This window comes from Pedobacter sp., from assembly GCF_039594775.1.
GTDB lineage: Bacteria > Bacteroidota > Bacteroidia > Sphingobacteriales > Sphingobacteriaceae > Pedobacter.
This window is the reverse complement of sequence record NZ_JBCNMT010000003.1, coordinates 199,820-222,759: the sequence shown is the minus strand read 5'-3', so window position 1 is coordinate 222,759 and position 22,940 is coordinate 199,820. Positions and strand designations below refer to the sequence as shown.

Annotated in this window: 12 protein-coding genes; 11 read left to right on the top strand and 1 reads right to left on the bottom strand. The window is 38.2% G+C overall.

The features are described 5' to 3' along the window. The first annotated feature begins 16 nt into the window (after window positions 1-16). Window positions 17-1,804, top strand: coding sequence for a chloride channel protein (locus ABDV71_RS10455; protein WP_343532395.1), 1,788 nt, complete (start codon window positions 17-19; stop codon window positions 1,802-1,804). Here the strand turns inward: ABDV71_RS10455 and ABDV71_RS10450 are convergent. Continuing rightward, window positions 1,796-3,790 carry an ATP-binding protein gene (locus tag ABDV71_RS10450; protein ID WP_343532394.1) on the bottom strand — a complete coding sequence of 665 codons (1,995 nt, stop codon included), beginning with the start codon at window positions 3,788-3,790 and terminating at the stop codon, window positions 1,796-1,798. The two genes, ABDV71_RS10455 and ABDV71_RS10450, sit on opposite strands and share 9 nt — an antisense overlap. Before the next feature lie 266 nt (window positions 3,791-4,056). On the opposite strand from ABDV71_RS10450, the gene ABDV71_RS10445 reads away from it, so the two are divergent. The 10 genes from ABDV71_RS10445 to ABDV71_RS10400 all read left to right on the top strand — a co-directional run bounded on the left by ABDV71_RS10445 (window position 4,057) and on the right by ABDV71_RS10400 (window position 22,525). Then, complete coding sequence (locus ABDV71_RS10445; protein ID WP_343532393.1) at window positions 4,057-4,521, top strand: nucleoside triphosphate pyrophosphohydrolase family protein; 465 nt, start codon at window positions 4,057-4,059, stop codon at window positions 4,519-4,521. Window positions 4,522-4,541: 20 nt separating this feature from the next. Further along, a complete protein-coding gene (locus ABDV71_RS10440) occupies window positions 4,542-5,003 on the top strand; it encodes a MaoC family dehydratase (protein WP_343532392.1) in 462 nt (153 codons plus the stop codon). A 119-nt stretch (window positions 5,004-5,122) separates the two neighbouring features. Then, window positions 5,123-7,045, top strand: a complete 1,923-nt coding sequence (locus ABDV71_RS10435; protein WP_343532391.1) for a 7TM diverse intracellular signaling domain-containing protein — start codon at window positions 5,123-5,125, stop codon at window positions 7,043-7,045. 290 nt (window positions 7,046-7,335) lie between these two features. Beyond that, a complete protein-coding gene (locus ABDV71_RS10430; protein WP_343532390.1) occupies window positions 7,336-10,485 on the top strand; it encodes a SusC/RagA family TonB-linked outer membrane protein in 3,150 nt (1,049 codons plus the stop codon). 11 nt (window positions 10,486-10,496) lie between these two features. Next, on the top strand, window positions 10,497-12,377 hold the full coding sequence (locus ABDV71_RS10425) for a RagB/SusD family nutrient uptake outer membrane protein (RefSeq protein ID WP_343532389.1): 1,881 nt from the start codon (window positions 10,497-10,499) through the stop codon (window positions 12,375-12,377). Between the two features lie 126 nt (window positions 12,378-12,503). Beyond that, a complete protein-coding gene (locus tag ABDV71_RS10420; RefSeq protein WP_343532388.1) occupies window positions 12,504-15,137 on the top strand; it encodes a glycoside hydrolase family 2 TIM barrel-domain containing protein in 2,634 nt (877 codons plus the stop codon). Window positions 15,138-15,506: 369 nt separating this feature from the next. Next, window positions 15,507-17,969 (top strand): glycoside hydrolase family 2 TIM barrel-domain containing protein, encoded by a 2,463-nt coding sequence (locus tag ABDV71_RS10415; protein WP_343532700.1) that lies wholly within the window; start codon window positions 15,507-15,509, stop codon window positions 17,967-17,969. A 10-nt stretch (window positions 17,970-17,979) separates the two neighbouring features. Further along, a complete protein-coding gene (locus ABDV71_RS10410; protein WP_343532387.1) occupies window positions 17,980-19,146 on the top strand; it encodes an alginate lyase family protein in 1,167 nt (388 codons plus the stop codon). 47 nt (window positions 19,147-19,193) lie between these two features. After that, complete coding sequence (locus tag ABDV71_RS10405; protein ID WP_343532386.1) at window positions 19,194-20,375, top strand: glycoside hydrolase family 88 protein; 1,182 nt, start codon at window positions 19,194-19,196, stop codon at window positions 20,373-20,375. A gap of 122 nt (window positions 20,376-20,497) precedes the next feature. Then, entirely contained in the window at window positions 20,498-22,525 is a 2,028-nt protein-coding gene (locus ABDV71_RS10400) for an FUSC family membrane protein (RefSeq protein WP_343532385.1), read from the top strand. Window positions 22,526-22,940 lie beyond the last annotated feature (415 nt).

Here is a 22,940-nt window from a genome sequence, read left to right as displayed (position 1 = left end):
AATTAAAATAGATATTATGTACATCAAGTTTGTAAATTTTGTAGACCGCTTTAATGAATACAGGCAAAGCAAAATTTCAAACAAAAATTTCTTAATTATTGCCGCTATCCTTGTGGGGATATTGGCTGGCCTAGCTGCTTCGCTTTTAAAAGGCATTACCCATAGGATAGAACATTTTTTACAAACTGATTTACAGTGGCAGTATAAATACTACCTATATCTTTTATTTCCTACTATTGGTATTTTATTGTCGGTACTTTATGTACGTAGGTTCATCAGAAAAGGCACTTTTGAAACGGGCTTAACGCCATTGTTATTTGCCATTTCTAAAAAATCTAGCAAGGTAGAAGCTCATAATAGCTACTCGCAGATTATTACCGCGGCCATTACCGTTGGTTTTGGAGGTTCCACCGGTTTAGAAGCACCGATTGCTACCAGTGGAGCTTCAATAGGTTCAACCTTAGGCAGATTTTTAGGCTTAAGTTATAGAGAAACAACATTATTGTTGGCCTGTGGAGCTGCTTCTGGAATTGCGGGAGCTTTTAATAGCCCAATAGCTGGAATTGTTTTTGCTATTGAGATATTACTTCCTGAGTTCACCATTCCAGTTTTTATCCCATTATTGTTGTCGGCGGCTACCGCTTCGGTAGTGGCCAGATTGTTTTATAATGAGCAATTGTTTTATTTGGTTACGGAAGGCTGGCAAATGAAAGCATTGGGCTTTTATGTGATTTTAGCGGTGCTGGTGGGCTTATATTCCATTTATTTTGGCAAAGTAAACTCTACCATAAAAGGTGCATTTTACAAAATCAAAAACCCATATCAGAAAATTGCCATAGGGGGGCTGAGTTTAGGTATATTGATTTTTCTTTTTCCTACCTTATACGGGGAAGGCTATATTACCATTAACAATTTACTTAGGGGCGACTATCGCTCGGTAATTAGCAACAGTATTTTTGCTGAATTCAGCGATTTACCAGTAGTGGTGATTGTTTTCACGGTAGCCACCATCATGTTAAAATCAGTAGCGACGTTGGTAACCCTATCAGCTGGAGGCAACGGCGGCACTTTTGCTCCAAGCTTAATTATTGGTGGTTTAATAGGTTTTGTGGTAGCTTACAGCATTAATGTTTCGGGTTTAGCTGAAGTAAACACTGCAAACTTTATTGTGGCCGGCATGGCAGCCGCTCTAGGTTCTTTAATGCATGCACCTTTAACCGGAATATTTTTGATTGCCGAAATTACTGGAGGTTACATTTTAATGGTTCCTTTAATGATCACTACGGCTATTGCTTACTTAATCAACAGAAGCGTAAACCAATATTCTATTTATACCAAACCGTTGATTGATAAAGGGGAACTTTCACATCATTCTGATAAAGATACTACGGTACTTAATATGATGAGCCTAAAGACATTGATCGAAAAAGACCAGGTAGTGTTGGGGGTTGAAGATCTGTTAAGAGATAGGATAAATGACGTACTAAAATCGAAACGAAACATTTTTCCTGTGGTAGACTTAGACGGTCAATTTAAGGGTGTGATTTATGTAGAAACTATTTTGGAGCAGTTGCTAGCGGACAAAAATTCTGATTTGAAGGTTAATGACCTCATGCATACTGAAGTTATTCCCGTTACCATTAACACTGATCTTAAATTGGTATTGAATAGGATGGAAGATGATAATTTATGGGTACTACCAGTGATAGACCGCTTCGGCAATTACATTGGTCTTGTTTCCAAAACTTCTATTTTCAGCAAATACAGAGATATTTTAAGCCAACAGGCAGATTATTTAGCTTAGCGGCAGTTCTACGTAAAAGATTGTTCCACCATCAACGTTGCTTTGTAGCCATATTTTCCCTTGGTGGCTTTCCACAATCTGCTTACTAATAGATAAACCAATACCAAATGGTTGCTCGCCCGAAGTTCCCGGACGTTTGGCAGTGGTAAACATTTCGAATATACGCTGTTTATCAGCCTCTGGCACACCTATACCTTGATCTATAACAGCTACTCTTACACTTTTATCTAAGCGTTCCAACACTACTTTCACTACAGTATGGTTAGGACTAAATTTAATGGCGTTAACCACTAGATTATTAAACACTCGCCAAATCTTTTCACGACTTAACTGTAAATAAGCAGGGCCACCACTAATGAAAATAATTTTCTGTTGCTTTTCATTGGCTTTATACTGCAAAAGCTCAGTACACTGGCGCAGCAAATGCTGAATATCTATCCTTTCCTTGGTCAATACTTCATTTTCAATAGCTAAATTGGAGTTAAGTAGCTGATTGATCATTTCGATAGCGTTCTCACCAGAGCTCGAAATAAGCTGTAGCATTTCCCTATCATCTTCAATAAACCGTTTTTCTTCCAACAATAAATTGCTAATGCCTACCATTCCTCCAAGTGGATTTTTCAAATCGTGAGCCATTACTTTCATCATCTTTGCATAGTCTTTATTACGATTTTCCAAGCGTATCATTGTTTTTTTCAATTCTTCGCTATGCTTAATGGTCGCTTTTTCGGTTTTATGAGCTTGTTTGGCATTCTTAATCACCAAGAATACAATACAAATGAGCATTAAAATAAAAATAGCCGCACAAAATAGGTACAAGGTAATGTTTTCATTGGTTTTGGTCAGTACCTTTAAATCCTGTTCTGTTTGCTTATTTTGAAATCTGATATTCAAATCTACCCTAGAAAGCTCGTTTTCGGCATTTACGCTATCCATCGTTTTCGCATATCTGTCCATTAAATGAAAAGCCTCTTTATAATTACCTTCCGAAAAGTAGAGTTCACTTCTGGCCTTATCCCATCTAGGTTTAAGCAAATAATTGTCGAAAGGGGTTTCCTGGATAACTTTTTGGGCAATATTCAATAATGAATCTGCAGCCGGAAGTTTGTTTAAACGGCGATAAACATCGGCAAGTTTGATAAATGCCGTAATTTTGATTTTATCCTGAGCATAACTATCCAAAGCTACACTTTCCTCCAAATATTTTTCCGCCAGCTTTAGATTTCCACGTTTGGCCATTAAACCACCTAAATTGTCTAAGAGGACAATTCGAGACCGATTATATTGGCTAATAGTTACCATATTTTTATGGAGTTGTTGCTCAATGAATGAGAGCCCTTTTTGGTACAAAAATGCCGCACTGTCTAGCATTCCAGCTTTTTCATAGGAAAAACCAGCATTATTAAGCGCTCCCTGTTTTAAATAGAACACATTTCTAGCGTCTAGTTTTTTGGCAGTTTCAATAATGTCAAATGCTTCTAAATGATAATGTGCTGCTTGTCTAAAAAGATTTTGGATATAATAAAGTTGAGCAATCCGGGTAATGTAGTCTGCATACACCAAAGGATCATCATGCCTATTTAAAGTAGTTTTTATTCTAAAATAATTTTCTAGTGCTTTATCATATTTTTTAAATAAAACATAAACATCGCTCTTGAGCATTAGTGCCTTTGCGAAGGCCATGGGATAAAGTTTTTGATGCTCAACATCTTCAAATACAGCCAATGCACTATCCGCATACCGGTTCATTAAAACAGTATCCTTATAGTTGGTTAAACCCTTGTAATAGTAATAATTGGTAAGGTCATCTACATCGTCATCATCAATTTTTAGCTTAAGGCTATCTAAAAGTAGGTTGGTTTGGGCCAAATTACTGGTCATGTAAACGCTATCTACTCGTTTAAATTTGGGCGATATTCCTTTTTCAATTGCTATAGTTTTTTTTTCGACAGAGGTACAACCTAAAATCGATAAAAATAAAAGCATTAAAACAAAAAAACTTTTCGGTTTGAGGGATTTAGAAAGAGACAGACTTAACTTAAATATTGATGGAGTTTCCAATAATCAAAAGTATCTTAAGTAATAGAAGGCAAATCTATCAAAATATCAACAAATAATGAAGTTTAACATTTTATTAGATTGATAACCAAAACATTATTCAGCACATCAGTTTAAATACCCTTTCATTGTTGATAAGAAAATTTGTTATTCATCTCAAATTATTAAACCTTAGCGTTTTTAAAAATATCATTATGGAAGATTTAAGTGCTTTAAGCCAAGTAGCAGAGTTTCACCACACTTTCAAACATCCAATTGTTGAGCAAGCAGCTATCCCATCTAAAGTTAGAAGCAAATTAAGAATAGATTTGATTGCCGAAGAGCTAAAAGAGCTACAAGAGGCTGTGGATAACGATGATTTGGTTGAAGTAGCTGATGCTTTGTGCGACTTACAATATGTATTAGCAGGTGCTGTTTTAGAGTTTGGATTAGGAACTAAATTTAAGACACTTTTTGACGAAGTACATCGCTCCAATATGAGCAAAGCTTGTAAGACAATTGAAGAAGCAGAAGAGACAATTGCCTATTACAAGAAAAAAGATAACGTAGACGCTTATTTTAAAGAAATAGAAGGCTTATACCTTGTTTATCGTCAAGGAGACGATAAGACCTTGAAATCTATCAATTATTCTCCCGCAAACATTAAAGGGCTGTTATAGTATAACCAACAACTTATTATATGATTGAAATTAATAACCATGATGATTTTGCTTCCTATTTGGGGAATGAATTAGGCACATCTACTTGGTATAAAATTACTCAGGAGCAGATCAACAAATTTGCCGATGCCACGCTTGACCATCAATGGATACATACTGATACCGAAAGAGCAGCAGTAGAAAGTCCGTTTAAAACCACCATTGCCCATGGGTACTTAACACTTTCACTGGTTCCGTATTTATGGCAACAGATCGTTAGGATTGGCAATTTAAAGATGGAAATCAACTACGGCATCGAAAGCCTAAAGTTTGGGCAAGCAGTAACTGTTGATAGCGAAGTACGTTTAAAGGCTAGTTTAAAATCGATTTTAAACCTAAGAGGCACTACCAAAGTAGTTGTTAATATCATTTTGGAAATTAAGGACCAAGCAAAACCTGCCTACAATGGCGATGTGGTATTCCTTTACCACTTTAATTCGTAAAGAAATTCTTTTTTTTAAAAATAAATAGGTATTCAAAGTTTATTCTTTGAATACCTATTTCAATTTTAGTAACTATATTTAACGTTACCAAACTAACTGAATGTTGGCACTTCATTGTAATGTTTAAAATTCGATTACGGGCATTTTTATTTTTACTCTTCCTTATTTCTTTCGATGCTATTGCACAACAAACAGTAGTCATCAATAATAATACTGCCGAATACATTTTTAAATCGAAAGAAATTGTAGCCTTGGAAGATCCTAGTGGCGAACTAAGTTTCGATACTATTTCAAGTTCGGCTTACCACAATAAATTTGCTCCAAATATAGATTACTATCCGAAAAATTATAACCGTAGTTCTACCTATTGGTACAGAGTAAAAGTTAAGTTTAAAGAGGATTTCGAAAAATCAAGTGTCATTGAGTTTTTTGATCAGGTAACCGATCATATCGATGTTTATTTTCCAGATGAAAGCGGTAAATATATTCATGCCCGTTCTGGTGCCGACTTGACGTTTAAAGAACGTTTATATCGACATAAGAATTTCGAATTCCTAATCAAAAACCTTAAAAAAGGAGAGTACTACTACTATTTCAAAATCAAATCAAAAGATAGGGTAAATGTAATTATCGTATTCAGAACCATTGAGCGGTTTATACAATACGGTCTAACTGAATACCTTACTTATGGTTTGTTCTATGGAATGATTTTCATCTTCAGTTTTCACAACCTGTTGATGTATCTGGCCGTCCGCAGAAAACAATACCTATATTACATTTTATATATTTTAAGTGTTGGTTTGTATGAAGTATCCATTGATGGGATTGCTTTTCAATATTTTTGGCCACAGCATCCCGTTTGGAATGAATATGCTTACGGGATAGCACTACTTTGCATCAGTTCCTTTGCACTTATTTTTACCAAAGAGCTACTCCACGTTAAACAAAAAGCACCTGTTTTTTCGAAGGTGATCAACGTGGTGCTTGTGCTCCGTTTGTTGTTTTTTCTCGTTTGCCTGCTCTATAACCCCGACTGGTTTAAATATAAATTTATTGAGTTTATACCACTTTCCATTGGTTTTATAACAGGTATCTACATTTTATGGAAGAAGAAATACAGACCAGCCCGTTTTTTTGTGGTGGGCTATTCTTTTCTGTTCCTAGGCTTTATCATTAAGGTAGTCCATATTTTAGGTTATGCTAGGCATATTCCCGGTGTCTTGGGTTTCTATAGTCTAAGTTTTGGCTTCCTATTTGAGATGGTATTTCTATCCTTTGCCATTGGTGACCAAGTGCGTATACTGAAAAAAAAGAAAGAAAACGCACAGAAACAGATCATCAAACAAATGCAGCTAAATGCTGAAATGAAGGATAATTTGAACAGAGAGCTTGAAGCTAAGGTTGAAAAACGTACCATTGAGGTAAAACAGCAAGCCGTTGCCCTACAAAAGCAAAATGAAACCATTGAGAAGCAAAACTCAGAGCTACTGCTGAAAAATGATTTGCTCTTACAGCAGGCCGAAGAAATTTCCAGGATGAACGTACTGTTGGAAAAAGATAATATTAACCTTAAAACCAGCATTGAAAAGGTTACAGATGCTCGTGTAAATGCAACAGAGCTGGATTTTGATGAATTCAGTTTAAAATATCCCGATAAGGAAGCTTGTTATAAATTTCTATCGGAATTAAAATGGAATGGCGGATATACCTGCTTAAAATGTAACCATACCAATTATTGTAATGGTAAAGTACCTTATAATAGGCGTTGTACCAAATGTGCATATGAAGAATCAGTGTTACACCACACTATTTTTGAGAATAACCGTATTCCAATAAATAAAGCGTTCTATTTGGTATACCTCATGTATAGTTCCAAAGGAAGTATCTCCTCACACAAGCTTTCCGAAAAGCTTGGGATTAGGCAAAGTACCTGCTGGGCCTATGCTTCCAAGGTTAAAAAAGTAATGGAAGAGCGAAAAAAAGATATTCGTGGCGTCGGGAAGTCTGGTTGGGCTAAGTTAGTGCTTGACAAAAATGCCTAAAAGCGGTTTCTAATCTAGCGGGCGCAAACGTTTTCGTATTTTTTTATCATTATTTTTCATTGCGTTTTAAACGTATCATTTTAAAATTTAGCATACTTTTCATACTGCAACTAATCAGTTACTTACTTCATTTTATAGTTGTGATTTAAGCGTATCAAAATAGATATAATAATCTAATTATCAGATATTTATAAATAATAAACTATTGCAAATATCCTGATAACACTTCTATATTTACACTCGTCAAAACATATTTTGACGCTAACCCACTAAACCAAATTTTTAACTGTATGAGTAAAATTCTATCAAAAAGGATTTTGCAGAACGTAGCCATGGTACTTCTTTGGTGTTTCTTTCTGCAACTTAAAGCCTCAGCTAGTATTCATAAAGCTGAATCTGAAAAATCATTAAGAATATTAAAAAACAGTGCGCAAACGGAGATTACTGGTACCGTTACAGATGCGTCAGGTGTACCTATGCCAGGTGTTGGTGTTAAGGTAAAAAACACACAATTATCAGTAGTAACCGATGGTTCAGGAAAATTCGCCATAAGAACCAATAGTACTAATGCTATTTTAATATTTACAAGCATTGGTTACAAGACAAAAGAAGTACCGTTAAATGGAAAAATCAGTGTTGCTGTCACCTTAGAGGAAGATGATGCCAAGGGGCTTTCCGAAGTAGTGGTAATTGGTTACGGTACTGCGAGCAGAAAAGATGTTACTGGTGCCATTTCCAGCGTAAACGCAACGCGATTAGAGAACGAAAACCCTCAAAGTGTTGCCGACATACTAAAAGGTAACGTAGCGGGTATGAGCGTAAGCTTAAATACCAGCGCTAAAGGAGGCGGTGCATTACTGGTTCGTGGAAAATCGACTCTTACTGCTGGAAACGAACCCTTAATAGTATTAGATGGGGTTATTTTCAATGGACAAATAGCAGATATCAATCCTAATGATATTGAAAGTGTCGATGTATTAAAAGATGCCAGTTCTCTTGCTGTTTATGGCGCAAAAGCTGCGACAGGAGTAGTGGCCATTACCACAAAGAAGGGAACAGGCGCTAAACCTACCATTACTTTTAATACCAATGTTGGCTTAGCACAATTGGCGCAAAACATGCGACCATATGATGGACCTGGATTTCTAGACTGGCGTGCCGATGTAATGAGAAGCGGTGCTTCCACCCCAAGCTACCTATATAACGACCCAAGAAACTTACCAGCCGGAGTTACCATGACCCAGTGGTTAAATGGCCAAACGGGTGACCCTGTTGATTTATGGTTAAACAGATTGGGCTTAACGGCTAACGAAAAAGCAAATTATTTGGCCGGAAAAACCACCAACTGGTACGATGACATCTTTAGAACAGGTTTTCGTCAAGACCATACCTTAAGTGTAAGTGGCAGTAAAGAGGATATTAGATACTACATGTCGCTAGGTTACCAAAAAAACCAAAACTTAATTGAAGGTGGCGAGTTTAGCACCGTAAGGTTTAGATTGAATTTAGAAAGCCAAATTGCCAAGTTCATCACAGTTGGCGCTAACATTCAATATGCAGACAGGGATGAAGGTGCAATAGAAGCCGACTGGGGGCAATTGATTAACCTTTCGCCCTATGGCGATAAATATAATGCAGACGGCAGTTTGCGTAGGATTCCAACAGATGACGTTGGTTTAAATGCCAGAAATCCATTTTTGGATATGACCTACAATGGCAGATTGAATAAACAAAATACTTTATTTGGAAGCTTGTATGGTAAAGTAACCCTTCCGTTTGGTATTACTTATCAACTGAACTTTAGCCCTGGCATTGACATGTACCGCACATTCAACCATTTATCATCGCAAAACCCAAATGTAATTACACCAGGAGGCCAAGTTACCCGTGCACATGAAACAAGATACAATTGGCAAGTGGATAACTTACTGAAGTGGAACAGGACTTTTGGAAAAATCCACAATGTAGATGTAACCTTGCTAGCAAACGCTGAAAAATATCAAACTTGGTGGACACAGGCCGGTAACTCTGGTTTTATTCCTAGTGATATTTTAGGGTATCACAACTTAGCTGCCGGTGTTTTACCAACCGTAAACGCAGAAGATAAGGTGTACACCGGAGATGCTTTAATGGCCAGGGTAAACTACAGCTTAATGCAACGTTATTACCTTACTTTATCCTTGAGAAAAGACGGCTATTCAGTATTCGGTGTCAATTTCAAAGATGCCACCTTCCCAGCTGCAGCCGTGGCTTGGACCTTTACAGAAGAATCGTTCATGAAAAATATCAATTGGTTAAATTACGGTAAGTTACGTTTATCATATGGCGTTAACGGCAACAGAGATTTACGTAATCCAAGTAATAATACTGTAGAACCTTATGCCGCACTGGCAGTATTAACAACAGGAAAGTCGGTAGGTATAGATGCCAATGGCAATGCCGTATCCATTACCACGCTAGCCAATGGTCTTCGTATGCCTAACTCCAATTTGAAATGGGAAGAAACCAAAGCCTTTAATATTGGCTTAGACTTCTCTATTTTAAAAGATAGATTAAGCGGAACAGTTGAATTCTATGCCAAAAAGACCAGCAACCTTTTGGTAGAGCAAAAAGTGCCTGATTTTACAGGATACGAATATGTGTATTCAAACCTAGCAGAAATTAAAAACAAGGGGATGGACATCACTTTGAACAGTAGGAACTTTTCAAGTGACAATTTCAAGTGGAATACGAATTTCACCATGTCGTTCTCCAGGAACAAAATCGTAAAATTAGCATTTCCAGCTGATGACCTGGCAAATGGATGGTTTATTGGTAGAGATATTAACGTGGTTTGGGATTATAGAGTAGCAGGAGTGTGGCAAGAAAATGAGGTTGCCGAAGCAAATAAGTTCAATAAAGCCATCAGACCAGGCGATTTCAAACTAGTAGATAGAGATGGTAACTACGCATATGGCGATTCGGACAAAGACTTTTTAGGCTTTACAACTCCTCGCTTCATTTTCGCAATGAGAAACGAGTTTAACATCTTCAAAAACTTTGACGTTTCCTTCCAATTGCTTTCTAACTGGGGGCAATTGAAACAATTCAATACAGCTAAAAACCAACCAGGTAGTGTGGGCTTCGCTCGTATGAATTCATACCAAGTACCTTACTGGACCCCTTCAAATCCAATTAATGATTACTCACGATTAAATTCAGGAACAAGTGGCACTAGTTTTAACGTATACAGAGACAATTCTTTCATCAGATTAAATTCTGTAGCCCTTGCTTATACATTACCACAAAACTTACTAAGCAAGGTGAAAGTGAAAAATGCGAAAATTTATGCCAATGTAAACAACGCTTATGTATGGAGTAAAGATTGGAATTTCTGGGATCCTGAGAACAACGGACCTACACCAAGATATTACACCTTAGGTTTAAATGTTTCTTTATAATGTTAACTGAAATGAAAAATATAAATAAAAAAATCGCCATATCATGCCTATCGGTACTGTTTTTAGCAGATATGGGATGTAAAAAGAGCTTTTTGGATACCGATATGCTTTCCACCTATCAGCCTATCAGTTTAAATACCCCGGGAGCCATGCGATCAGCTTTAGCTGGAGTATCGCTAGTGGTAAGAGGAGAATATTTTGGCGACTCAGCTCCAATGCTAACCGAATCTATTTTTTCAGATGTGGCTGTAGAAGGCACTACCGATAAGAGTACCCCAGCACAAGATTTGGTTACCCGTATTACTCCTGATGCCAACCTGAACAGTGATGATTATAACAAAATTGGTTGGTATTGGACCAATCTATATCGTGGCATTAGACAAGCCAACACGGTAATCACCAATATTGATGTTCCCAAATATGCATCAGAAGCAGAAAAAAATGCCATTTTAGGTACTGCATATTTCTATAGGGCTTATTTCTATTACAGGTTGGTACATCAGTTTGGAGATATTCCTGTATTGTTAAAAGATTTAGATGCGCCACGTACCGATTTCTACTCTACTAAAAGAGAAGTGATTTTGGCCAGAATGAAAACGGATTTGGAATTTGCCCAAACCTGGGTAAATGATAATGTAGCCAAAGGCGAAGTGACCAAAGGTGCGGTAAGTCATTTACTAACCAAGGTAAATCTTGCTTTAGGCAAATTTGATGATGCTTTAACTTCCGCTAATAATGTCATTAATGGCGGTAAGTATGCTTTAATGATGAACAGATTTGGCAGCACTGCTGGCGATGCGTCCAAAAATGTAGTATGGGATTTGCACAGAATGGACAACAAAGCCATTGCAGCCAACAGAGAAGCATTATTTTTAGTATTGGATAGAGAGGCTTTTCGTGATTTAGGTGCTACCGCAAATGGTTCGCAATTAATGCGTAATACCGTGCCAGCATGGCACTTTGCCAACGTAAAAACACCGTCGGGCGCAACTGCCATGGTAGATGCTGCTACCGCAGAAATCCCATTAACTAGAATGTATGGTAGGGGCATTGGAAGGTACCGCGGTACCCCATATAGTACTCAATACATTTGGACTGATAATACCGACTACAGACATGCCAAAGGAATGTGGATGGATATGACGGATTTAGTTTATAACAATCCAGCCTTAAAAACCTCTTCTAATTTAGCTGATAGGGCATTATACGGTCAACCATTGCAACCTTATAATTCTTCAAACGTAGCACAGAGGTTTCAAAATGGCGCATTAGATACTATTCGTCACTGGTTTGGATGGCCACATTACAAAGTGTTCATCAACTCAACCAATGCCTTAGCCGTTGATCCTTATTGGAATCCACCTCGTGGTACCAATACCGATTGGTATGTATTCCGTTTGGCAGAGACGTATTTATTACGTGCAGAAGTTTATTACTGGAAAGGTGAGTTAGCTTTAGCTATGCAAGACATTAACGAAGTGAGAAGACGCGCAAATGCTACGTTGTTAACTGATGCCAGCAAAGTTACCATCGGTACTATTCTAGATGAACGTGCAAGAGAATTATTCTGGGAAGAGTCTCGTAAAACAGAGTTAACCCGTATTGCATTCATTTTCGCACTTACAGGTAAAGCAGCATACAATGGCAAAACCTATAATCTGGCTACTTTTTCAGACAACAATTTCTTTTATGACCGCATCATGGAGAAAAATGATTTCTATAAAAACAATGTACCAACATTACAAGGAGTTAAGTATACCATTGCGCCATACCATGTATTGTGGCCAATTCCTGCCTCAGCGCAAAGATTTAACACTACTGGGCATATCAACCAAAACAAAGGTTACATAGGCTATGAAAGTAATGTTCCTGCCAAGGACAAAATTGAATAATGATTTTTTCATAAAAAAGTAGGTTAGTTGATTGGAGGAGCATCCGTTTAGGATGCTCCTTATTAAATCATCACCACCAACATAAATCTAATTTCTCCTAATTGATCACTCGTTAAAAGCACTTTCTTGAAAACAAAACTCATTTTCCTTCTTTCATTTAGCTTTATTCAAGTCTTTTCACAACAAAAAATAAATGTAACGCCAAGAACGGTAATTAACATCAACCAAAACTGGAGCTTTGCCAAAGACCCAAAAGCCCAAGGTTATGCTTCGCTTAAATATACTTCCGTAAATATTCCGAACACTTGGAATGCTTTCGATGTTTTGGATGATGTGCCAGGCTATTATCGAGGAATAGGTTATTACAAGAAAAAATTAAAACTTCAACCCACTTGGAAAACAAAGAAAATATATCTTGATTTTGGTGGAGCAAACCAAGAAACTGAGATTTATTTGAATGGCAAAAAAATAGGAAACCACATAGGTGGCTACACTGGTTTCACCATTGCTTTAAAAGACTTAAAATTTAATGACAATGATGAAATCATCGTAAAAGTTGATAATAGCCATAATGAATCCATCGCCCCTTTATCGGGCGACTTCACTTTTTTTGGAGGTTTATACCGAAACGTTTCCTTGGTAATTGTTAACGATACACACTTTGCAGAAGAACAATACGGCACTAACGGTATATATATCCACGCAGAAAATGTAAACGAGCAAAATGCTGCCATTCAAGTAAAAGGAAATATCGTTGATTATACTATGAGAAGGCAGCTAAAAATAGTAACTACCATTACCGATGCTACTGCCCGTAAAGTTGGCGAAAGCAGTACAATCGCCACTCATACTTTTCAACTTCCAAAAATAGAAATTAAGAATCCGATTTTATGGTCGCCCGAAAGACCGTATCTATATCAAGCCATTACCAAACTGATAGATCCAGCTACGAATAAAGTATTGGATCAAATCAAAACCAATGTTGGATTAAGATATTTCAGTTTCGATGCTGAAAAGGGCTTTTCCCTAAATGGTAAACCAACGAAATTAATTGGTGCCAGCCGTCACCAAGATTTTGCCAAAATGGGCAATGCTGTACCTACAGCACTACAGGTTAAAGACGTAGAAATGCTGAAAGAAATGGGAGGGAATTTCTTACGTGTAGCACACTACCCACAAGACCAAGCCATTCTTGATGCCTGTGACCGTTTAGGTATCTTGGCTTCGGTTGAAATCCCAGTAGTGAACGAAATTACCGAAAGTGAAGCCTTTTACAACAATTGCAAAGCCATGCAGGTAGAAATGATCAAACAAGGCTACAATCATCCAAGTATCATTATGTGGGCCTACATGAACGAGGTATTACTCAAAATGCGTTATGGAAATGATCCGGAGAGAAAAAAGAAATATCTAAAAAATATTGAAAACCTTGCACAGCAATTGGAAAATTTAACCCGAAAACTGGATCCTTCACGCTATACGCTAATGAGCAACCACGGTGATGTGAACGGCTATACCAATGCGGGTTTAACTAAAATTCCAATGGTAGTAGGATGGAACCTTTACCAAGGTTGGTATGGCGGAAAGTCGGAAGACTTTGGTCCAAATTTAGACAAGATACATGCTGGAATGCCCGAAAAACCTTTAATGGTGACCGAATACGGTGCAGACGTTGACCCAAGAATACATGCTGAACTTCCCGTGAGGTTCGACAAAAGTTTGGAGTATGGCATGGATTATCATCAGATCTATATCAAAGCCATCATGCAACGACCTTTCATTGCTGGTGCTGCAGCATGGAATTTATCCGATTTTAGCTCTGAAACGAGAAGCGAAACCATGCCAGGCATTAACAACAAGGGATTACTTACCTTGGATCGAAAACCAAAAAACACCTATTTCCTATATAAAGCCAACTTTAGCCCAAAACCTTATATTAAAATTGGCGACGGCTCATGGACACTAAGATCTGGTGCTAAAACTACACAAAACTTAACCGTCATTAGCAATTTAGATAGTGCAATATTAATGGTAAATGGGAAAACTTATGAAAGAAAAGCATTTACCGAAGCCGTAGCCAGTTGGGATGTAGATCTTAAGTTGGGCAAAAATATGATCATTGCCAAAGGCTATAAAAATGAAAAGTTGTATACCGATCAAAGCACTATTGATTTTGTTCTACAACCACAAGCCTTTTTAAACGGAAGCCATTCTTTTAATATTCTGATGGGTTCCCAAAGACAATTTATAGATAATCAGCAGCAAATTTGGCTACCAAGTAAAGCTTACGAACCAAATACTTGGGGACACCTTGGCGGAGAGGCTTTTAAAATCAAAAACAGCGGACGAATGGCTTATGGTTCAGACAAAAACATCATCGGCACCCAAAATGACCCCATCTATCAAACGCAGCAAGTGGGTATAGAAGGATATCAGTTCAGCGTACCTAAAGGGAAATATGAAATCACTTTACATTTTGCAGAGCTGATGGGAAATGGTATACAAACCAATTTGCCCTATAATTTGGATAGCTTGATCGCAGGAGGTAAAGAGGTTCCGCCTCAGCGTATTTTTGATGTTTATCTAAACGGCAGATTGGTAATCAAGGCTTTAAACCTAGCGGCCAAATATGGAGTTGCTCAAAAAGTAGAAAGGAAATTTGAGTATATGGTTACCGATGATAAAGGTATTCAGCTATCATTTAAAAGCATCGAAGGAAAGCCAGTTTTAAATGCCATACAGGTAAGAAAAGTGAATTAATCGCCTATCAAAAAGGGAATATAAATACGCAAACGTTTTCGTGTTTTTTCGAGGATATTTTTTCAACATATTTCGGATAGAGGCAGGCATCATTAATTATTCAAAATAATCAACATATTTTAACAAAAACATCACAAAAACAACAACAACAAACTATTAATCAAATAATTAAAAACAACAAACATCAAAAGAAAACAATACAATCGAGCTCATAAACAAATGAACGAAACGATACCTCATGCTGGGCAATTTAATCATAACACGACAACGTACCCAGCAGACTGTTTGCTAAGTAAAAAGGGTTTTGTAGCTTACGGGGATAAAGATGTTGGAGAAAATCCAACACTCAACCAAATAAAAACTTTAAGTATGTTCAAAAAAATTAAACTGCTATTTCTATTCTTAATTGCAGTAAGCCAAGGTTTACAAGCTCAAAATTCAAAACGATTAATTACAGGTTGGGAATTTGTAAAACAAGATTTAGGAGGTATTTGGGAAGCCGTACGTCCGGTAGGCAAAGGAAATCCAGAAGAACTTCCATTTTGGCAAAAAATTAATTTACCACATTGTTTTAATGCTACCGATGCCACCAACCCTGATGTTCATTATTATCAAGGACCAGGTTGGTACCGTACAAACCTCGAAATCGAGAATCCATATAACAACGGTAGAACGCTACTGCATTTTGAAGGTGCAGGACAAAAAACCGATGTTTACATTTATACCACCAAAGTAGCTACACATGTGGGTGGTTACGATGAATGGACCGCCGACATTACAGATGCGGTAGCTGCCTTTAAAAAGCTGCCTGTTTATAAAACCCAATTTAAGGGCAAAATTCCGGTCATTATCCGTAGCGATAACAGTAGAGATTTAGAAATGATGCCTTCCAGCTTATCCGATTTCAATGTTTACGGAGGGATTTACCGTTACCTGAATTTAGTTTACAACCCACCTTTGGCTGTAGATAAGATTTTTGCCAGTGCTTCGGTTGATGCTAAAGGAAGTTTAGGCAAACTATCTATCAAAGCGAGACTGCTTAATCCAGATCAATTAAAAACTGCGACTTTAAAAATCAATGTGGTTGATCCAAGCGGGAAAAATGTTTTAAGCATCGATAAAAGCATTAATACCTTTCAAGGCGATTCTTTATTGCTAGAAACTAGCGTTAAATCGCCAAAGTTATGGTCAACAGAATTGCCTCAACAATATGAAGTAAAACTGAGCCTATCTGCCAATGGACAAACCTATCAATTGAGCCAAAAAATAGGATTCCGACATTTCGAGTTTGTGAAAAAAGGTCCATTTACTCTTAATGGGAAACGATTGTTATTACGCGGTACGCACCGTCATGAAGACCATGCCGGGGTAGCCGCGGCCATGACCGAAGAAATGATGATAACGGAAATGAAGATGATGAAAGAAATGGGTGTAAACTTCATTCGTTTAGGGCATTATCAACAATCTCGTATCATTCTTGACCTTTGCGATAGCTTAGGCATTTTGGTTTGGGAAGAAATTCCTTGGTGCCGTGGTGGTTTGGGAGGCGCGGTTTACCAAGCTCAAGGCAAGCGTATGCTTACCAATATGATTGAACAGCACTATAATCATCCTTCCATTATTATTTGGGGCTTGGGCAACGAGAACGATTGGCCTGGCGATTTCAATGAGTTCGACAAAGAGAAGATACGTACTTACATGAAAGAACTTAACAATTTGTCGCACCAATTAGACCCATCGAGAAGTACGGCCATTAGGCGTTGTGATTTCTGTAGGGATATTGTCGATGTATATTCTCCGTCTATTTGGGCAGGGTGGTATCGTGGTAACTACACCGAGTATAAGAGTGTTTCTCAGAGCGAGTTTGATAAATCAGACCGTTTCCTACACGTAGAATGGGGCGGCGATAGCCATGCTAGACGCCATTCTGAAAATCCAGACAATGCGCTTTTGAAGATCAAACAAGGTGGAGGTGCCGATGAAAGGGCAGGAGATGCCTCACTATACGGTGGCGGAGCAAGAGTAAGTAAAGACGGCGATTGGAGCGAAAGCTACATTGCCAACCTCATTGACTGGCATTTGAAAGAACAAGAGACCATGCCTTGGCTTACCGGAACTGCCTACTGGCCTTTCAAAGATTTTAGTACGCCTATTCGTCCTGAAAACCCAGTGCCTTATGTGAATCAAAAAGGAGTAATTGAGCGTGATTTCACCAAAAAAGAATCCTTCTATATTTTCCAATCTTACTGGACCAATACCCCAATGGTACACATTTACGGACACTCATGGCCTGTACGTTGGGGAGCAGAAGGTGAAGAAAAAATGGTAAAAGTTTACTCTAATTGCGATGAAGCAGAACTTTTCGTGAACGGAAAAAGCTTTGGCGTAAAGAAACGCAATAGCCAAGATTTCCCTGCCGCTGGCTTACGTTGGACCATTCCAATGCAAAAAGGAACCTATCATTTTAAAGTAGTAGCTAAAAAAGGTAAAGTAACCGTAACCGATGAAATTACGCAGGAATATCAGACAGATAAATGGGGCAAGCCAACACAACTTACCTTAAATAAAATCAACGAGGCTAATGGTATAGCTACCATAGAAGTAAAAGCCTACGATGCCAATAAAATACTTTGTTTGGATGCAGCTAATGAAGTCAGCTTTAATTTAATAGGTGACGGAGAACTGATTAAGGACCAAGGAACTTCTACCGGGTCGTCTAAAGTGCAACTTTATAATGGAAGAGCGATCATTAGACTTAAAACCAATCAAAAGAAAAGCATTGTTTCCGTAGGCACAAAAGATATGCAAACCGTTTTTCTAAACATCGAATAACAAAACCATCATGACGAAGAGCTTGAAACTATTCCTATTATCTACTGTGGCAGCCATTACTACGGCTTTTGGACAAAACACGTATAAAGTACAGGCCACAGCAGTTTTAAAGGCACAAGTATTGAAGGAAGCAGCTTGGGCCATGCACCAGCAACCCATTACTGTTACTGCAAGCAGCTCTCCTAAAAGTGCTGGCGGCAAACATGATTTCTTTTCAGAAGCCGATTATTTTTGGCCAGACCCTAAAAATCCTGATGGGCCTTATATCAACAGAGACGGAATGTCGAACCCCGAAAACTTTGTGGCCCATCGTCATGCAATGATTCGTTTTAGCGAAATTATTGGGGCATTGGCTTCGGCATATCAAATTACTGGCGATGAAAAATACATTAAACAAGCCATAGTACACCTCAAAGCATGGTTTGTAAACCAAGAGACTTTAATGAATCCCAATTTAGCTTATGCACAAGCCATTAAAGGTTTATTTACCGGTAGAAGTTGGGGCATTATCGATTCCATACATTTCATGGAAGTTGCTCAAGGGATAATCGTAATGGAAAAATCAAAATCATTTGACAAAGCAACTTTAGCTACCATTAAAAAGTGGTTTTCAGATTATATCCTATGGCTAAACACTAATAAAAATGGTATTGCCGAGAAAAATGCGAAGAACAACCACGGCACTTGTTGGGCTATGCAAGTGGCATCTTTTGCCAAATTGGTAAATGACCAGCCCATGCTCGATTCTCTGAGACAGCAGTATAAAAACGTGTTTTTACCTAACCAAATGGCCGATGACGGTAGTTTCCCATTAGAGATGAAGAGGACCAAACCTTATGGATATGCTATTTTCAACTTAGATGCCATGACCGCATTATGCCAGATTCTGTCGACACCAAAAGACAATTTATGGACCTACGAAACTGCCGATGGTAAATCAATTAAAAAAGGATTAGAATATCTTTATCCATATATCGCCGACAAATCAAAATGGACTTTAAAGCCCGATGTAATGTATTGGGAAAACTGGCCGGTAGCACAACCATTTCTTTTATTTGGTGCCAATTATTTTGGAAAGCAAACCTGGTTTAACACTTGGAAAAGCTTGGATTTAAAGCCAACTAATGCCGAAGTAATTAGAAATTTACCCATCAGGCACCCATTAATTTGGCTGTAGCTCAAATAAATAAACATAGAACTAGGACAAAACAAGTATATACACATATGAAACTTAAAATTACCACCGCACTATTATTAGCGGCATTAGGTGCGCAGGCACAAAAAATAGATGTCGCGAAAACGATAAAATCAGCAGAGATCCAAACCGATGTTTTAGTGAAAAATGTTGACTCGGCTAGAAAGATCAAACCCAATCAAGTATCACCTAGAACAGTAGAAAAAGGTCAATTTAAAATGGTGGTATCTAGAGATTGGACTAGTGGCTTTTTTCCTGCACAATTATGGTATTACTACGAATTCTCGAAAGATAAAAAATGGTTGGAACTTGCAAAAAAATATACAGAAGACATCAAAAAGGAACAATATAACAAAGGTACCCACGATTTAGGTTTCATGATTTTTTGTCCCTTTGGTAATGGATTTCGCCTTACGGGCGACACCGCTTACAAATCAGTCATTATTCAGGCCGCAAAATCACTGTCAACTCGTTTTACTCCAAGTACGGGAGTTATCAGGTCATGGGACCACAATGGTGATAAATGGAAATATCCTGTAATCATCGACAACATGATGAATCTAGAACTATTGTTTGAAGCCACCAAGTTTACTGGCGACTCTTCCTTCTATAAAATTGCCATTAGCCATGCAGATAACACCATTAAAAACCATTATCGCCCTGATTTCAGCTCTTGGCATGTGGTAGATTACGACGTAAATACCGGAAATGTTATCAAGAAAACAACCGCACAAGGCTATGCCAATGAATCATCGTGGGCTAGGGGACAAGCATGGGGTTTATATGGCTACACCATGTCTTACCGCTACACCAAAAAACCTACATATTTAGCCCAAGCCGATGCTATTGCTCACTACATCTTAAACAACAAAAGCACCCCGGCAGACGGTATTCCTTATTGGGATTATAACGATCCTAAAATTCCTAATGCGCCAAGAGACGCTTCGGCAGCAGCCATTACCGCATCTGCTTTGTACGAATTAGCCAAATACAGCAAAAATGCTAAACGTTATAAAGCAGCGGCCGATAAAATCCTGCATTCGCTAAGCACTTCTGCTTACACTAGTAAAATTGGCGACAACTATGGTTTTGTATTGGAACACAGTACCGGGCACCTTCCTGGAAATTCAGAAATTGATGTACCCATCAACTACGCTGACTATTACTACATTGAAGCCTTGTTGAGATACAAAGGGAAGTTTAATTTTTAATCATCTTCCTCTGGTCGATGTTACCGCCGACCAAGCTTTCTAAGCAAACAAGCAATTAGGCCTCAGTAATTTAGTTGCTGGGGCCTAACTACTCTCAAAATACACTACCTTTGCAGCCGCAAATGAGTAGTAAATCAAGAAAGCATTTCTCCGCCGTTATTCGGCTATTTAAAAGTGAGCACAGTGTTGATGCACTGCGAAATACTTTAGCCGTAATTCTTCCAATTATTTACTTCTTTTATTTGGGATGGCCCACAACTGCCATTGGAATAGGTATAGGCGCACTCATGATTTGCATGACCGATTTACCTGGTAACCGTAGTGATAAAATCAGGGCGGCTTGGATCACTAACCTCATTTTTACTTTCGTAGCTACCGTTACCGCCTGGAGCGCCACTGTACCAGCTTTAATGATACTTACGGTTGTGCTCATTACCTTCATGTTAACCATGTTAGGCATTGTAGGCCAACGCATGAATGCTATTGGTTTAATGGGTATTATTTTAGCCACTTTTACCATTGGGCTTAAACCTGCAAACCCATTACTTTACGGAAACTATATCTTCCTAGGTGGTTTGTGGTACTCGCTCATCAGCCTTTCCCAGATTTGGATTTTCCCATACCGTTCGTTACGCAGGGCCATTAAACAAACCGAAAGAGATACGGCATCCTTATTGAAACTAAGGGCAAAGGGCTACGACACCGAGTTTAGTTTATCAGGGTTCAACCAAAGCAATATGCGCTTACATTTAAAACTAGCCAATCAGCACGAACTGATTAGACAGCTGTTATTGAGTGACGAAAGAGCGATGCGTGAAGTGAGCGCCAAAGGAAAGTTCTTTTTAGAAAAATCGACTAACCTTATTGACCTTTATGAACAGGTAAGTGCGGTGCATTATGATTATCCATACCTGCGTAATCAATTTGTATCTACAGGAGTTTTGCCCCTTATCCAACATAGCATTGAAGTTTTAGCAAAATTGCTTACCCATCCCAACAGCGATGCCTTAAGTAACTTTGAAAGTTTACGGTTGCAACTGCGTCACAAAGTGGAAGAGCTCGATAGCGAAAAAGCCAGTTTATTACAACAAATTTTGACCAACATTGATGAAATCAGTACTTTAATTACCGCCATTCATCAGCCAAATATTACCACACCATCAAACGAAGAAGAGGTTCGTGTACGGGACTTTTTAACACCAGCACCCATACAGGTTAACGCCATTAAACAACATTTTTCGTTACAGTCGCCCATTTTTCGATTTTCGTTACGTTTATCGGCCCTGTGTTTAATTGCATTATTGCTCATTACCTGGCTTTCTGACGAACATTACAGCTATTGGCTTTTATTAACCATGGTGATTGTAAGTAGGCCAAGCTACGGACAAACCATGAAACGCAATGCAGAACGTTTTGGAGGAACTGTTATTGGATTGTCGATAGGTTGGTTGGTCATAAATAGTGTTAACACTCCATGGCAATTAGGTATCAGTGTGATAGGACTGTTCGTTTTCTTTGCCTTTAATCGTGTGGCCTATAGCATTAGCGTTATTGGCATTACGTTGGCCGTTATTCTTTGTTTAAATGTTTACGAAGGCAATTTATGGCAATTGGTATCTGATAGGGCATTATTCACTGCTTTGGGCATTGGACTATGTTTAGCCGCTACCTTTTTGTTTCCCATTTGGAATGCTCCAAGGTTAAGTGTTTTACTCACCGAGGTTTTAAAAGCAAACCATTTATATCTCCAATCAACCTTGGCGTTAAAACCCAATGAACTTACTTCAATCCATCAAAACCGTTTGGCCCGTAAATTAAGTCATCAACGTTTGTCGGCATTGAGCGAAGCCATCAAAGCGGCCCAAAAGGAACCTTTCCATAAAAAGCTAAACTGGCCGTTAATCAATCGCCTACAGCTTTTAAATTATCAGTTAAACGTACTTACCGCTACCTTGGCTTCTATGCAAAAAAGAGGGACTTTATTGTTAAATGAGATCGAAATTGTATCGATTACCAGCGCTCTTGAACAGGCATTGGATAATATGGAGACACTTGATCTCCATGAGCAGTTTAAGCTACCTTCTTGGACTAACCAACCCTTGAATTTAATGGAAGTTTCTGCACACTTGAACAAGCTTATAAAAGCTTAAAATCAATTAGACTTCGCGGGGGTTTTAGCCTAAGACTTACGAAATTTTGACAACTTCGCAAGTCTATATAACTTCTAAGAAACTATTTAACTCCATTATTTGAAGCGCAAAAACATTGCTTATCATCCCCAATAGTCCCGCCATTCATTTCTAGTCCGCACTCGCTCTACTCGCTTGCGGGCTATCCATTACTTTCGGGGCTAAAATCCAGAGGTTCACCTAACAAAACTTGAGACTTACGAAGTTTTGAAAACTTCGTAAGTCTATATTATTAGCCGATTAAAAGGAAACTTCATTCGCCAACTAAACCCGATTGGAACGAGCACGATTCCAATATAAAACATTGGAAAAAGTAAAGAGTAAAGCGGGACTGGCTGAAGCTATTTCTTACCGAAGCCTGCTTTTCAAAAAATCA